Origin of the sequence: Pseudomonas sp. Root569 (genome assembly GCF_001427465.1) — a bacterium.
GTDB classification, from domain to species: domain Bacteria; phylum Pseudomonadota; class Gammaproteobacteria; order Pseudomonadales; family Pseudomonadaceae; genus Aquipseudomonas; species Aquipseudomonas synxantha.
In genome coordinates, this window is record NZ_LMGQ01000006.1 from 152,097 (window position 1) to 165,803 (window position 13,707).

At 60.9% G+C, this 13,707-nt stretch carries 12 protein-coding genes and 3 pseudogenes; 3 read left to right on the forward strand and 12 right to left on the reverse strand.

Annotation, left to right across the window (positions count from 1 at the left end; translation table 11 throughout):
- Nucleotides 1-307: 307 nt before the first annotated feature.
- From ubiT to norR, 7 genes are all read right to left on the reverse strand, one after another.
- Nucleotides 308-778: a ubiquinone anaerobic biosynthesis accessory factor UbiT gene (ubiT, locus tag ASD70_RS07395; protein WP_046072051.1), complete on the reverse strand. Its 471-nt coding sequence runs from the start codon at nucleotides 776-778 to the stop codon at nucleotides 308-310.
- Entirely contained in the window at nucleotides 772-1,662 is an 891-nt protein-coding gene (locus ASD70_RS07400) for a U32 family peptidase (protein WP_056846069.1), read from the reverse strand. The genes ubiT and ASD70_RS07400 overlap by 7 nt, the downstream gene beginning before the upstream one ends.
- Nucleotides 1,663-1,672: 10 nt before the next feature.
- The gene (gene ubiU, locus ASD70_RS07405; RefSeq protein ID WP_046072049.1) at nucleotides 1,673-2,668 is read right to left on the reverse strand and encodes a ubiquinone anaerobic biosynthesis protein UbiU; all 996 of its coding nucleotides are present in this window, start codon (nucleotides 2,666-2,668) and stop codon (nucleotides 1,673-1,675) included.
- 120 nt (nucleotides 2,669-2,788) lie between these two features.
- Nucleotides 2,789-4,024 carry a molybdopterin molybdotransferase MoeA gene (locus tag ASD70_RS07410; RefSeq protein WP_056846070.1) on the reverse strand — a complete coding sequence of 412 codons (1,236 nt, stop codon included), beginning with the start codon at nucleotides 4,022-4,024 and terminating at the stop codon, nucleotides 2,789-2,791.
- Nucleotides 4,021-4,575 carry a molybdenum cofactor biosynthesis protein B gene (gene moaB / locus ASD70_RS07415; protein ID WP_056846071.1) on the reverse strand — a complete coding sequence of 185 codons (555 nt, stop codon included), beginning with the start codon at nucleotides 4,573-4,575 and terminating at the stop codon, nucleotides 4,021-4,023. Before moaB ends, ASD70_RS07410 begins: the two co-directional genes overlap by 4 nt.
- Before the next feature lie 100 nt (nucleotides 4,576-4,675).
- Nucleotides 4,676-5,323 (reverse strand): pyridoxamine 5'-phosphate oxidase, encoded by a 648-nt coding sequence (gene pdxH / locus ASD70_RS07420; protein WP_056846072.1) that lies wholly within the window; start codon nucleotides 5,321-5,323, stop codon nucleotides 4,676-4,678.
- A gap of 89 nt (nucleotides 5,324-5,412) precedes the next feature.
- Nucleotides 5,413-6,942: a nitric oxide reductase transcriptional regulator NorR gene (gene norR, locus ASD70_RS07425; protein ID WP_056846141.1), complete on the reverse strand. Its 1,530-nt coding sequence runs from the start codon at nucleotides 6,940-6,942 to the stop codon at nucleotides 5,413-5,415.
- A gap of 141 nt (nucleotides 6,943-7,083) precedes the next feature.
- Between norR and ASD70_RS07430 the strand changes: the two are divergent.
- Nucleotides 7,084-7,251 (forward strand): annotated as a pseudogene (locus ASD70_RS07430) (iron-sulfur cluster repair protein YtfE); the annotation flags it as partial.
- Between the two features lie 75 nt (nucleotides 7,252-7,326).
- On the opposite strand, the gene ASD70_RS07435 reads toward ASD70_RS07430, so the two are convergent.
- Both ASD70_RS07435 and ASD70_RS07440 read right to left on the reverse strand, forming a co-directional pair.
- Entirely contained in the window at nucleotides 7,327-7,764 is a 438-nt protein-coding gene (locus ASD70_RS07435) for a hypothetical protein (RefSeq protein WP_082363193.1), read from the reverse strand.
- Between the two features lie 28 nt (nucleotides 7,765-7,792).
- Nucleotides 7,793-8,983, reverse strand: a complete 1,191-nt coding sequence (locus ASD70_RS07440; protein ID WP_056846075.1) for an NnrS family protein — start codon at nucleotides 8,981-8,983, stop codon at nucleotides 7,793-7,795.
- Nucleotides 8,984-9,315: 332 nt separating this feature from the next.
- On the opposite strand from ASD70_RS07440, the pseudogene ASD70_RS29065 reads away from it, so the two are divergent.
- Nucleotides 9,316-9,634, forward strand: a pseudogene (locus ASD70_RS29065) (heme d1 biosynthesis radical SAM protein NirJ); the annotation flags it as partial.
- A 366-nt stretch (nucleotides 9,635-10,000) separates the two neighbouring features.
- Here ASD70_RS29065 and ASD70_RS28225 read toward each other — a convergent pair.
- The 3 genes and pseudogenes from ASD70_RS28225 to ASD70_RS07455 all read right to left on the reverse strand — a co-directional run.
- Nucleotides 10,001-10,260: pseudogene (locus ASD70_RS28225) on the reverse strand (oxygen-independent coproporphyrinogen III oxidase); the annotation flags it as partial.
- Nucleotides 10,244-11,629, reverse strand: a complete 1,386-nt coding sequence (locus tag ASD70_RS07450) for a coproporphyrinogen III oxidase (RefSeq protein ID WP_056846077.1) — start codon at nucleotides 11,627-11,629, stop codon at nucleotides 10,244-10,246. The gene ASD70_RS07450 and the pseudogene ASD70_RS28225, both read right to left, overlap by 17 nt.
- Nucleotides 11,630-11,748: 119 nt before the next feature.
- Nucleotides 11,749-12,192: a CopD family copper resistance protein gene (locus ASD70_RS07455; RefSeq protein ID WP_056846078.1), complete on the reverse strand. Its 444-nt coding sequence runs from the start codon at nucleotides 12,190-12,192 to the stop codon at nucleotides 11,749-11,751.
- 684 nt (nucleotides 12,193-12,876) lie between these two features.
- Between ASD70_RS07455 and ASD70_RS07460 the strand changes: the two genes are divergently transcribed.
- Entirely contained in the window at nucleotides 12,877-13,701 is an 825-nt protein-coding gene (locus tag ASD70_RS07460) for a response regulator transcription factor (protein WP_046072039.1), read from the forward strand.
- The last annotated feature ends 6 nt before the right edge of the window (nucleotides 13,702-13,707 follow it).

Sequence of the window (13,707 nt, forward strand, 5' to 3'; positions counted from 1 at the left end):
CCCAAATCCCTGTCGGATTACGGGCACACCGAGCCTGAGCGAGGTGCCGAGTGGTGGGGCAAGAGCGTTTGGTTACTTTGCGCTTTTCAAAGTGACCCGCTGTAAAAGCGGAACCAATAGTGGCCGTTACCTAAATAATGGATATGTACTCGGTCTGATCCAAGACCCTGGTCGGCTGTCAGGCCGCCATCGGGAGCAAGTCGAATCGTCGCACCGCCCCTCCCACATTTGGACCGCGTGCATCAGTAGACAGCGATAAATTGTCAGGGAGCAGCGGCGTGGCAAAGTGGTGTAGATACCTATGCCTCTACTGCACCGCCAGCCCCTTGCCCGCCCGCTCAAGATTGCGCCACAACCAGACCGGCAAGACGTCAGGGTCCAGGCTGTCGATCAGGTTTTTCAGCGCCAACCCCAACTCGGTATCGCCCTGAATCACCAGACGCCGTCGAAAAAACAGCGTGTCCGGATCTTCCTGGCGACTGGCCAGGAGCAGGAACTCTCGCCAATTGCCGCTGATGGTCACATGAGCCTGGGCCTGACGGGCAATTTGCAAGCCCTCGCGGCCCAGGGTCAGGTACCAGGACAACCCCAGATCGGCAATTCGCAGGCACAGCCAACGCCCGCGCAGCACTTCGAATTCACCGTCGCGCAACGGCTCGGCGAGGCAGCGATTCAGCGCCTGCTGCAGCGCCAGGCGCTGCACCGCAAAGGGCACTCGGCGTACCAGCGGCAGTAAGCGATCAGCGCCTTTCAATAGCCACGCTTTGCGGTTCAACACAGGCCGACCTCCTCAACGCGCAGCATGCCGGCCTGGCCATGCCAGTAACCATTGCAACCCTCGACGAACAGCGGCGGTGTCTGGCCCAGGCGAACCCGTTGGTACGCCTCGATCACCTCGCTCATGCCCTGGGCTCGTGGACTCAGGCGCAGCAGATCGGCCCCGCAGGCCACCAACCCGGAATAATCGGCCAGCAGATTGGTCACCTGCGCCGACATCGTTTGAATGCCGTTAAGGGTGAACAACGGCTGGCCTTCCTGGCTGGCCAGCGCCAGGCCATCGGGGTAGTTGATGCAACAGAACTGGCAGTCGTCCTTCGGTCGATCTTCCGCGCGGGCGGTAAAGCAGCGGGCGGAATAGGCCAAGGGCAAATGCCCATAGGCGAAGATTTCCACTTCCGGCACGTCACGGCCGAGCTCGCGGACCTGCGCGATCACATCGCTGATCAACGCAGCTGAACACTCCACCGGCGGTACCCAACGGGTCATGCCGCAGTCGAGCAATTGCGCCAGCGCATGCCCGTTGTACAGGTTGAGCGCCGGGCCACCCACGAACGGCAACTTGCGTTCAGCCAGAAACTGCACCGCGCCCATGTCATTGGCTTCCACCAGCAGCTGGCCGTTGTCGCAGAGCCGCCGCAGGCTGGAAAGTTCGGACGCGGCTTCGATCAGCGTCAAGCTGGAGATCACCAATTGCGCCTGGCTGCAGGCCTGCAACTCACGCCCCAACCCCAGCCATTGATCCAGTGAAAAAGCCCGGCGTTTCGAGCACACGGTTTCCCCTAGATAAATCACATCCAGGGGCAAGGCCGACATCTCGGCGTAAAAGTTGCTGAGTTGCTCTTTGTCCCAGTAAAACAGGACCGGTCCAAGGCTGAGCTGCATGTTTCGTCCCTCATTGCCACGATCGATGATAAGCACCCAGGGTGGTCTGGCTGCCTTCGGACAAACCAGCCAGCACCTGGCGCCATTGCGCCTTGACCTGAAAACTGCCCGGTGAGCCGCGATGGGCATCGAGTGCGGCCCGCCAGACACGGGTGACTTGCTCGACATAGGCCGGGCTGCGTTGGCGACCTTCGATTTTTACCGCCTCGACGCCAATGGCGCTCAGCTCAGGGAGTAAGTCGAGGGTGTCGAGGCTGGTGGGCTCTTCCAGCGCATGAAAGCGTTTGCCGTCGACCAGGAAGCGGCCCTTGCACAACGTTGGGTAACCGGCCGGCTCGTCTGGGGTGTAACGATCAATCAGTACTTCACTGAGCCGCGCACTCAAGCCTTGGGCGTCTTCGCTCCAGCGCACAGCCTTGGCCGGCGAACAGACACCGCACAGGTTCGGCGACTCGCCGGTGATGTAGGAGGACAGGTGGCAACGCCCTTCGGCCATGATGCACAAGCTGCCAAAGCCAAACACTTCGATCGGCACTGGGCTGGAGGCGGCGACCTGACGCACCTGCGCCAACGACAGCACCCGTGGCAGCACCGCACGCCGGATACCGTAGCGCTGGGCGTAAAACTGCAGCGCCGCAGCGTGGGTGGCCGAGCCCTGGACCGACAGGTGCAACGCCAGTTGCGGGTGCCGCTGGCTGGCATAGTTGAGCACCCCGGGATCGGCGGCGATCAGCGCGTCCACGCCGAAATCGGCAGCCCGGTCGACTGCCCGCTGCCAGCGTTCCCAGCCCTTGGGTTGCGGGTAGGTATTCACCGCGACGTAGAGTTTGCGTTGGTGCTGACGGATGTGGGCGACCGCAGCGTCGAACTGCTTGTCATCCATATTCAGGCCGGCAAAATGCCGGGCGTTGGTGTCATCGCGAAAACCGACATAGACGGCATCCGCGCCTTCGCGCACCGCCGCTTTAAGCGCAGGCAGATTCCCTGCCGGACAAACCAGTTGCATGGGTAATCCTCATGAAAAACGCGTCTTGCCCCTCGCCCGGGATCGGTAGTGCAGCGATCAGAAAGGCGCTGCCAGTCTAGCCAGACCAGCAGCCATGGCCTTGACGACAATCAATTGCGATCAATGCATCAGGTCGGCGAAGGACAGGAACATCACGCTGTCGTGCTTGAACACTTGCTGCTCGCACTCGATCACGGCCAACCCGTCGGCCCAGCACGCAGCGGTCAACATCGCCGAGCTTTGCTGAGGGTGCAGCGCCAAGCTCAATTGGCCGTCGGCACCGGGCGTCAGCCTGGCCCGCAGGTACTGACGGCGTTTGTTGCGTTGCAACCAGTCGAACCCGGCCGGTACGGCCAATGGCACAGGCATCACGTCCGTGACGCCCTGCGCCCGGAGCAGAAACGGCCGCACGACCACCAACGCGGTAATCAGTGCCGCCGAAGGATTGCCCGGCATGCCGATCCAGGGTTTGCCGGCGACTTCGCCAAAGGCCAGTGGTTTACCCGGCTGAATGGCCAGCCGCCAGAAATCCAGACTACCCAGCTCCTCAATCGCCCGTTTGAGATGGTCCTCCTCGCCGACCGACACACCACCGGAACTGAGCAGCAAATCGCACTCCGACGACGCCAGGCTCAAGGCATCGCGGCTGGCCGCCAACTCATCTGCCATGACGCCATAGTCGTGCACCTCCATGCCCCAGCCGCGCAGCAACGCAGACAGGCAATAGCGGTTGCTGTTGTAAATCTGACCCCGCGCCAAGGTATCGCCCGGCTCGCGCAGCTCATTGCCGCTGCTGAGCAAGCACACTTGCAACGGTCGATGAACCGCGACCCGCGCCACGCCTGCGCCAGCCAACAAGCCCAATTCTTGTGCACGCAGGCGCTTGCCGGCCTTGAGCAACAGGTCCCCACGGCGAACCTCTTCACCCTCCTTGCGCACGTGATCGCCCGCACTGACGGACGGGAACCAGACGCGCTCGTCGTCGATCCGGCAGCGCTCTTGCGGCACCACTGTATCGGCGCCCGCAGGCAATGGTGCGCCGGTGAAAATCTGCACCACCTGCTGGGCGAGCAACGGCGAGCCGGCTTGATCCCCGGCAGCAATTCGCCCACCAATGGGCAAGTAACCCCCCTGGGATGGCAGGTCGGCTGCCCGGAGCGCATAGCCATCCATGGCGCTGTTGTCCCAGGCCGGCAGGTTCACCAGGGAATGAATGTCGGTTGCCAGCACTCGTCCCAAGGCTTGATCAAGGCCGATCATTTGCGCCAACGGAGGTGTCGGGGCGTGATCCAACAAACGCTGGATGGCCTCGTCCACCGGCATCAGATGACCGAGGTCGCACACTCGACCGGTCATGAGCGCGTCTCGCAGGCATCATTGCCTCGTTGCGGCTGCGGTTTCAAATGCGGGGCGAAATTGCAGGGGCCGGTGCGGCTGTCCAGCTGTCCCAGCAGGATCATGTTCCAGGCTGTCCGGCATGCACCTGGCGAACCCGGGACGCAACACACCAGAACCCCATTGCTCATTCCAGCCAGGGCCCGCGATTGCAAGCTGGACATGCCGATTTCCGCCAGGGAGACCTGGCGGAACAGTTCGCCAAAGCCTTCAACCTGTTTGTCGAGCAATGGCAGGACCGCTTGCGGCGTGTTGTCGCGCGCGGTGAAACCGGTGCCGCCGGTCATCAGTACCACTTGAACCTGGGGGTCGGCGATCCACCGGGAAACAATGGCGCGAATCTGATAAATGTCGTCCTTGACCAGCGCCCGGTCGATCAGCACATGGCCGGCGGTCTGCAGCAAGCCAGCCAGGGTCTGCCCCGAGGTATCGGTGTCAAAGGTGCGTGTATCGCTGATGGTCAGCACGGCGATGTTCAGGGGAATAAAGGTGCGTTGCGCCAAATGGGCCATATAAAAGCCTTCCCGTAGATGAGGGTTTGGCCAAGCCTGAACCGGAATCGCCGCCCGGCCTATTCCTCCAACGAGGTACCTCCACAGGGCGAATACAGACTCATGGCGCCAGGCGGCGGCGACACCATTCGCCGTTCTGCAAACGGTAGTCGAGTCGATCATGCAGGCGATCGGCACGCCCCTGCCAGAACTCCAGGCGTGCCGGGCGCAGGCAGTAACCACCCCAGTGCTGCGGTCGCGGCACGGCCTGACCAACGAAACGCTTGATGGTTTCGGCCAAACGCGAATCCAGCGCTGCCCGGCTGGCCAGCGGCTGGCTTTGCGGTGAAGCCCAGGCGCCCAGGCAGCTGGCTACTGAGCGGGAGTCGAAGTAGGCATCCGAGAGTTGCGGATCGAGCCTGGATACCTGGCCTTCAATGCGCACCTGACGCTCCAGACCTGGCCAGAAAAACGTCATGGCGGCATTCGGGTTAGCGGCCAGTTGCAGGCCTTTGTCGCTCTGGTAATTGCCGAAAAACGTGAAGCCATCGTCGCTCAAGCCCTTGAGCAGCAGGACCCGGCAGTGCGGTTGCCCGTCACCGTCGACCGTTGCCAACATCATGCTGTTGGCCTCGACAGGCGCGCATTCGGTGTCACTCGCTTGCTGCAGCCATTGGCGGAACATGGCCAGTGGATCGTCCGGCGCTGCCTCATCCAGCAGACCGTTGAGGGTGTAGTTACGGCGCATCTGAGCCAGGGAAAGTGGCATAACGGTGATCTCCGTGGGGGTTTGTCCCAGTGTGCAAGCCACTGGCTGACCTCACCTTGATCGCCATCAACAGGCGGCGCCGCCACGGCTTACTTCAAGCCAAGACGCCGGGCCAATTTGTGCAGGTTGCTGGGGTCGACGTCCAGCAGCCGTGCGGCGCCCGCCCAGTTGTGGGCAGAAAGACTCAGGGCGTGAAGAATTTTTTCTCGCTGACAGTCATCCACCGCAGCGCCCAAGGCCTGGAACGGCGCATCAGGCATCAGCTCCAGCGAGCGCTCGACGAGCATTCCCGACGCCCCCATCGCACTGTCAAGATCGAGGATTTGCGCCTCCAGCGTCATGATCAGCGCGCGACTGGTGCCGCGGCTGAGTTGCTTCAACGCAGCGCGACTGATCACATGTTCCAGCTCGCGCACATTGCCCGGCCAAGTATAGGCCAGCAAGGCCCGCTCGGCCGCGGGCGACAAGCGCAAACCGCGCAAGCCGAGCCGTGCCCGATTGAGCTCGAGGAAATGCCCGGCGAGCATCAGCACATCGTTACCGCGCTCGCGCAGAGGCGGAATCGGCACCGGGTACACCGAGAGCCGGTGATACAGGTCAGCCCTGAACAGGCCATCGCGGATACTGTCGGGCAGGTGCCGGTTGGTCGCGGCGATGATCCGTACATCCACGTGCAACGGTTTATCCGCCCCCAGCCGCTGGATCTCGCCGTTTTGCAATGCGCGCAACAGCTTGGCCTGCACGCTTAGCGGCAACTCACCGACTTCATCAAGAAACAGTGTGCCGCCGTTGGCCGCATCGAAACGTCCGGCGCGGTCACTGGTGGCGCCGGAAAAGGCGCCCTTGACGTGCCCGAACAACTCGCTTTCTGCCAAGGATTCCGGCAAGGCGGCGCAATTGACCTGTATCAACGGCTTGTGGCTGCGCCCCGACAAACGATGCAGGCGCCGGGCGAACAACTCTTTGCCGACACCGGTCTCGCCCAACAGCAATACCGGCAGGTCGGAATCGGCCAGTACATCCAGCTCATTGAGCAACTGGTGCAACGCCTCGCTCTGGCCGAGGATTTCGCCTTCATCGGCGGGCAAGCGAACGTCTTGAAGGCCGCTGCGGGACAAGCGCAAGCTGCGGTTTTCCTGTTCAAGACGGGTGACGCGCACGGCGGCTTCGATCTGCAAGGTGCAACGCTTGAGTTCCTCCCGCGCCTGGCTGTCGAAGGTGCCGGCATGCAACGCATCAAGGGTAATGGCGCCCCAGATGCGTCCCTCCACGTAAAGGCTCACACCCATGCAGTCATGCACCGGCAACGGTTCTCCCACGTGGTTGTCGAGCAAGCCGTCGTAGGGGTCCGGCAGGCGGCTGTCCGGCTCGAACCACGTCGGCTCGCGCGACGCCATGATCGCAGCCAGTCGAGGATGCTGAGCGATGACAAATCGGCGCCCCAACGCTTCGTGGACCAACCCCACTGTCGCGACAGGCCTGAGGCTATCTTCATCCAGGCGCAGCAAGCCCACGGCACCGCTGTTGAAATATTCGCGCAGGGTCTGGACCAGGCGCTGGAACCGTACGGCATTGGGCAACTCGACGATCAAGTCGGCGGCCAGGCTTTCTCGCAGCATGGTAGTCATCACCCTCTATGGTGGCATTCACCCTAGAGCGTCAGGGTAACTATCACCACACCTAATAATTAATCGTTATTTATCAATCCATTAAACATGGCATGCCGGATGCAACAAGGCTGGGGAACCGTTGAAATCCAACTGGAGGAACTGCTGGCCCTGACCAACAACATCACCCCGCCAGCGGATGCCTGTAACACCTGGCGTGCCTTGTATCGCGGGCTGCTGGAGTTTCGCAACGACCTGATGCAACACATCCACCTGGAAAACAATGTGCTGTTCGTAAACGCCCTGACCCCCAGGCACTGATCGATTGCCGCTTGCAACCCACCCGCGCCAGCCCATCGGTTGTCGCGGGTTTTGTCTGCCGGGCACTTTTATCGATCAGCTATGCCAATAAAACATGGCCTTGGCGAGGATCACGATCAACACCATGTGCCCGAGGATGCTGCGGCGAATCCAGCTTGCCCGCTGAGCGCTCAGCCGGGCGTTTTTCAGCCAATAGGCCAACAGCAAATAATGCCCGATGATGCTCAGGGCCAACAGGATCTTCAGGCTCAACAACGTGCCAAGACTGCTGGCCAGCGGCTGGCTCAAGGCGCCCCGGTACTGCCACGCCAGACTGATGCCGGCGCCATACAACAGCACCACCACGCCATGCAGGACCTTGCGCGAGCGCAGGGCAATGGCCTGATCGGCCGTCGACCGTGGCGCATCCGGCAACTGCTGGCGGGCGTGATGCCAGATCACCACTTCGAAAAACAACGTACCAATGAAGGCGATTGCCGCGAGCAAGTGGGTCACCAGCAAAAAGGGGTATATCACTGTCCACCTCCATACATTCGCCGGCTCAACCCGGATGACCGTCAACCCGAGTGCGCAGCAGCATCGGCCCGTAACGCCAGGCGTACAACGCAAACGCCAGCGCCCAGCACAGGCCGGCCAGCCACAGCGCCGGCAAGGGCAGGAACACAATCAACACAACCCGGCTGAGACACGCCAGATTGAGCAAGATGAACGCCAGGGTCATGCCCGAGGGCGGCTCAAGTGGCCGACCGGTATGCCCCAGGCTGACCCGTGCAATCATCGCCAGCACCAACCCCCCCATGGCACCGATCGTCAGGCAATGCACCGCCAGGCTCGGGTTGACCGGCATGCCGAAATGCCACAGCGCCATGCCCAGGCACGCCACTGCCAACCAGCCATAGGCCAGGTGCAGCGACCACAACAACGGCACACGCCAGAGCGCCCGATCATGCCAGCGAACCAGGCGCACCAGATGCCCCGCCGCCAACACCGCAAACAGCAGCCCTACCCAGACATTGGGGTTGAGGGCCGGACCCGCTGCATACAGCAACGCAACCAGCGCCGCACCGATCAACAACACCCCGTCCAGCCAAGGCCATGGAGCAACCCCCTCGACCCGACCGAGACCACGCTGGGTGAAAAACGGAATGACCCGCCCGCCGACCAACCCCATCATCGCTGCCACCAGCCAGATGCCCGCCAGTACGCCTTGGCGCTGCCAGCCTTCATGGCCTTCGCGTACGCCATAAAGCGACAACCCATCGGCCACGGCTAACAACAGCAACACCATCACAATCGGATAGTTACGTTTCTGTCGCACCTTCCACAGGCTCAACCCCATGAGCAACGCCACCGCCAGTGGGAATGCCAATTCCAGCACCATGAGCAGCGGCCAGGGCGCATTGAGCAACCAGGCCGCCCGTGCGCACAGCCACAACAGCGCCAGGGCAGCCAGCGGCTTGCCGCTGAGCCCGGGGCGACTGGTCCAGGTCTGCACCGCCGTCAGCAAAAAACCTGCAATGATCGCCAGCCCGAAGCCGAACAGCAGTTCATGCCGATGCCAGCCCAGCCAACCGCCTGCGGGAGTCCAGTGGGAAATCGAACCGCCGAAGGCTGCCAGCCACAGCGCAATGGCCAACACCGCAAACAGGCAGCCGGCAAGGAAAAAAGGCCGGAAGGCCAGCCGTAACAGCGGCGGGATCGCCATCGCTTTACGCCGCTCAAGCACTTGCATAACGCCACTCCTCTAACCTGTTGCCGACCTGACACTTAGTCGCGAGTGCCGAGGTAAATCCGGATGCATCATCGGGTATAGGCGATCAGTCGCCGTTGTCGCAGATCAAGAGTGCAAGGGCCGTGCCCTGAGGCGACTTATTGCCGGTGCGGGCCTGCACGGCTGCAACGGTGAACAGGTCAGGGTAAAAATAACCCTGATGCGGTTATTCAAACCCTATCGGCCAGGGTCATTTTTACCCCCGCGCCTTCCCATCCCCATAAATAAAGGCCTCCAGGCATGGCCCGCGTCTTGCTCAAGCATCGGGTACTTAATGAAAGCCTCGATCTGCTTCTGGCAACAACGATGCCGACGCCATTCTCTTGCTGCAATGGGCCGCGAGCCGCTTGCCTGCGCACTACCCGCACCTGGAAAACATGCTTCGCGCCTGGGGCGGCAATGCCTCGGGCAGCGGTATCGCCAATATCGACAATACCGGCGAAGTGCACCCGGACACCTATTGGTGGCAGCACTCGGTGGGCAATGTCCGGCACACGCCCTTTCGCACGCTCTGGCTGGATCAGCCGGATGCGCTGCTGTCGAGATTGCGTGAGCCCCCCCCGTGCTGTGGGCGGCCGTTGCGCGCAATGCGGCTGGTTGCCCATCTGCAACCATGGGTATCTACACAACTCTGACATGCGACCGTCAGTAACCACGATGCGAAGCGATCCGCTCTTGATCTTGCTTTTGATCTTAGGCGCCCCGTTAAACCACGCTGGCCGGAATTCGACAGGGATTTGGGGGGTAAACCGGCAGGGATGCCGGTTTAGCCGCCCCGCGCCATGGATGGCGCGTGGCGGCGGCCCCCCAAATCCCTGTCGGATTACGGGCACACCGAGCCTGGGCGAGGTGCCGAGTGGTGGGGCAAGAGCGTTTGGTTACTTTGCGCTTTTCAAAAGTGACCCGCCGTAAGGGCGGAACCAATAGCGGCCGTCACCTAAACAATGGATATGTACTCGATCCAACCGAACATCCTGGTTCGACGGCACGGTGGGTTTTCTGCGTAATGATTTTGTTGCAGGCACAGTAGTAACAAAGGCTCTTGCAGAACGGAATGTGAATGTACACCGACAGGGGCTTGGGCACAGGCGCCAGGTTGCTATCGGTGACGGCACAATGATAGTCATCGACGGCGAACGCCTGATGAAATTGCGGTGCGGTTGGGTAGGAGGTATAGCGCGGCCCGGTCGGTCATATTTTTCGACCAGGGCGCGATTGAAATCAAATGAAGGTGTCATGATCAATCCACTCGCTATAGGGTTCACGCCCCGCGCCGCTCGAGTCCTTTTCAAACAGGTTGCAGATGGCATCTACGTGCGGCCGACCGGCCGGAAGGATACTGATGAAACGCTCAGACAGCTCAATCAACCCGTCACCGGCCAATTGCTCCAGCACAGGCCAGGCGGCGTAAAAGTACTGGCGAAAGATCAGTCCGCAACGCGTCTCGATGGCCTGGATATCCAGCTCCAAATCACACGCCAGGCGTTCCATGACCATGAGCCGGATCTGGCTGCGTGGCTCACAACGCCAGCCACGACTCGTCGGCAATTGGTCGATGTCCAGGCATTGTTGATACCGTTGCAGTTGGTCGGTGTTTTGCGCGTACAGCTCGTCAATCTGACTGATGGCGCCCAAACCGAACCCGATTTGATCGCAATACCCGTGGCGGGTAAAACCTTCACTGGTGCGACGTAACCGGCCGCGCTCCTGCGCTATCGCCAAATCATCGTCGGGCCGGACAAATTGCCCCAGGCCGATGTAGTGATACCCCCCGCCGAGCAACTGTTCAAAACAGCTCTGGCGCATCGCGCTTTTATCATCCAGGCTGCACAGCGCTCTGATTTCGTCCCCGGCCATCGCCCGATAGCGTTGGGGTGGCCGTGAGTAGTCAAATACCAGCAGCCGGTCCGGCTCCAGTTCGATAAGGGTGGCCAATTTCAATGCGAAGCTTTCCGGCGTCTGCCAGGCACGGCCATACCCCAGATCCACATTGATGGAACGATAACCAAAGGTACGCGCGGCATCGATAAGCGAATGGATGGGGGCCGGGTTCTGGTAGCAGTCCACCGACATATCACTGTCGGCACCGATGTCCGGAACGCCAATGCTGACATGGTTGAATCCAAGGTCGCGCAGCACGCCCATGGTCGACCAGTCGGTGTGGTGCAGGTCAACGTCAATGCTGTACTCACCGCACTCATGCCCCAGAAGGTTGAATCGGCCACGAAGATGGTTCATCAGCCTTTTGAGCTGGGCGATTGCGGGTATACCGCCCGCCAGATGAAACTGCTCGACCCGCTGCCCCGTGCCCAGGTGACAACTGACGAGGTCAATCTCGTGCTGCAGACGCCGAAGGTAGTTTTCACCGTCCCTGTGCTCGCATGAAACATCGTCCGGGGAACACAAGGTAGGCCTCGGGTTAGCCGGCAGTTGCACGTTCAGCGACAGCGGACGGCATTTTTGGCGGCTGACACGTAAAGCGCGAAGCAAATCCAGGGAACCGATCCCTTCATGGAACTTTTCAGTGCCAACAGGGCAGTCGGGATCGAGCACGCCTTGATCGTACCGAACGTTCAGCTCGCCGCGGTTGTGAGATGGATTGAGCATGACGGGTCTCCGAGACTGGCTGCGCACTACCAGTGTCAGGGCCTGGCGTTCAATGCGTCTTGATTTGTATCAAGCGCAAGCCAATGCTGGTGGCGCAACAGACCGCCGGGCAAACCTGGTCACCAGGTCAGGTAAAACATCCCTTTGGCCAGCAGCACGATGACGATCATGTGGCAGAACAGGCTGGCATGGATGAAATGCAGGTATCGAGCAGTCATCCGGTCACTTCTGAACAGATACATGGCGGCCAGGAAGTGCAGCAGCACGCTGACGGCGACTGCGATCTTCAACATCAACAATGTGCCGAACGATGAGGCCAATGGTGTGGCAAGGGTCGGCAAATAGCGCAACCAGACCATCCCCGCCCCGGCCCCAAACAACACCAGCAAAACCCATGGAACCAGGGTGCGCGCGCGTCGACCGATACCCTGTTCGACCAACAGCATGACCTTGACCGGCAGCTGTTTACGAATACTTTCCAGGAACAGGACTTCGAAGAACACCGTGCCGATGAAAATCAGCGCGGCAAACAGATGCAACGTCAGAAACAGCGGATAGAGCATGGGGTACTCGCTCTCATTTGAGCTGGACACGATTGACTTACGGCGAGGGAACCGTCAGGCCGTGCTTCGTCGGCGATCTTGGCCAACACCTTTGCGGTCATGCCGGGTGGATGCACAAGCAACACCGCCGCGCCAACATTCAGGTTCAAGCCTGCAGAGTGGGTTTCAGCAGGATACAGAGCAGGCCGACGCCTGCGGTTGACATCAATCAAGTAATCCAGACAAGGCTATTGCGGGGCCCTAGCCTTGGCGTTGCCGGCTGACCTGAGCACAGCGGGTGCTGTCGGGAGGCTGTTTGCCGACGCGATCAGTGCTGGAGGCAAGCCGGACATCGCCAGATGTTCGTTGACGATGGCGGCAGCTAAGCCCTGGTCGAAACCGGCTGTTGCGGGAGCTGAAGATTCGAACCGCAGTGTCTATGGTAGATATTTGCAACCGCAGCCATCTCGAACGAGGCCGACCATTTATCGCCGAGTAAAAATTTGATAGCTTCAGTTCTCGCTTCACCTGCCGCTATTGCTATATCGATTTGTCGCCGTCCGTAACGTGCCTTATCTTGCAAACTGTCGACAAGGCAATCCGGCAGGCAGAACTCTTGAGTGAACTCCTGCTGCGAGTCTCCGGGGGGCTCGCTGGCAATGTCGCCGCAATGACCTGGCGAAACACCATAAGAGAACGTGGCCAATGGACAATGGACAATACGCAAGGCGGGCAGCGACGGCGGTGTCCGACGCGTTGCCGCATATTCTGCTGATCGACGATGTTCCTGAAGATATCCGTGCCACGCTCGTTCTGCTAAAGACCCAGCCTTGGCGCCTTTCGCTGGCCAGCGACGCCCATCAGGGCTATCAACGGGCACTCAGCCTGCGCCCGGATCTGATCGTGCTGGATGTTCACATGCCACAGATGGATGGTTTCAGCCTGTGCCGGCTATTACGCGAGGCACCGGCCACCCGGCTTACTCCGATCCTGTTTCTGTCGTCGGCCAATACGCCACTGGAGCGCCTCGAGGGGCTGGCGGTCGGCGCGGTCGACTACATCCCCAAGTCCTACGCCCCCGAAGAAGTGCTGGCACGCATCAAGATTCACCTGCAATTGACTTGGCGAGCGCCGCCGGCCATTCAGGACGGCCCGGTCGATCCGCAACCACAAGGTGATGAAATCGTGCTGAGGGCGGCGATGCGATTGATTGAAAACCAGCTGGACGATATACCCTCCCTGCCCTGGCTGGCCCAAAAAGTCGGCACCCATGAAAAACGTCTCACCGCGATCTTCCGTGAGCACCTGGGGCTGACCGTGTTCGCCTATATACGCGATGCCCGGCTGCGTCGCGGCCAGGAACTGCTCGGCGAAAGCGCCATGAGCGTGCAAGACGTCGCCGAGCTGGTGGGCTTTCGCAATGCCTGCAACTTCGCCACCGCCTTGCGCCAGCGAATCGGCATGACGCCCAGTCAGTTTCGTCGGCAAACCCTGGGCCTTGAGGATGCAGAGCTGGCCGGACGCACCTGATGCGGC

What these genes read in the sequence shown, in the direction of transcription:
- ASD70_RS07400 (WP_056846069.1), bottom strand. Translation starts at nt 1,662, where the DNA reads ATGCAGCTCAGCCTTGGACCGGTCCTGTTTTACTGGGACAAAGAGCAA.
- ubiU (WP_046072049.1), bottom strand. Translation starts at nt 2,668, where the DNA reads ATGCAACTGGTTTGTCCGGCAGGGAATCTGCCTGCGCTTAAAGCGGCG.
- ASD70_RS07410 (WP_056846070.1), bottom strand. Translation starts at nt 4,024, where the DNA reads ATGACCGGTCGAGTGTGCGACCTCGGTCATCTGATGCCGGTGGACGAG.
- moaB (WP_056846071.1), bottom strand. Translation starts at nt 4,575, where the DNA reads ATGGCCCATTTGGCGCAACGCACCTTTATTCCCCTGAACATCGCCGTG.
- pdxH (WP_056846072.1), bottom strand. Translation starts at nt 5,323, where the DNA reads ATGCCACTTTCCCTGGCTCAGATGCGCCGTAACTACACCCTCAACGGT.
- norR (WP_056846141.1), bottom strand. Translation starts at nt 6,942, where the DNA reads ATGCTGCGAGAAAGCCTGGCCGCCGACTTGATCGTCGAGTTGCCCAAT.
- ASD70_RS07440 (WP_056846075.1), bottom strand. Translation starts at nt 8,983, where the DNA reads ATGCAAGTGCTTGAGCGGCGTAAAGCGATGGCGATCCCGCCGCTGTTA.
- ASD70_RS07450 (WP_056846077.1), bottom strand. Translation starts at nt 11,629, where the DNA reads ATGCTCAATCCATCTCACAACCGCGGCGAGCTGAACGTTCGGTACGAT.
- ASD70_RS07455 (WP_056846078.1), bottom strand. Translation starts at nt 12,192, where the DNA reads ATGCTCTATCCGCTGTTTCTGACGTTGCATCTGTTTGCCGCGCTGATT.
- ASD70_RS07460 (WP_046072039.1), top strand. Translation starts at nt 12,877, where the DNA reads ATGGACAATGGACAATACGCAAGGCGGGCAGCGACGGCGGTGTCCGAC.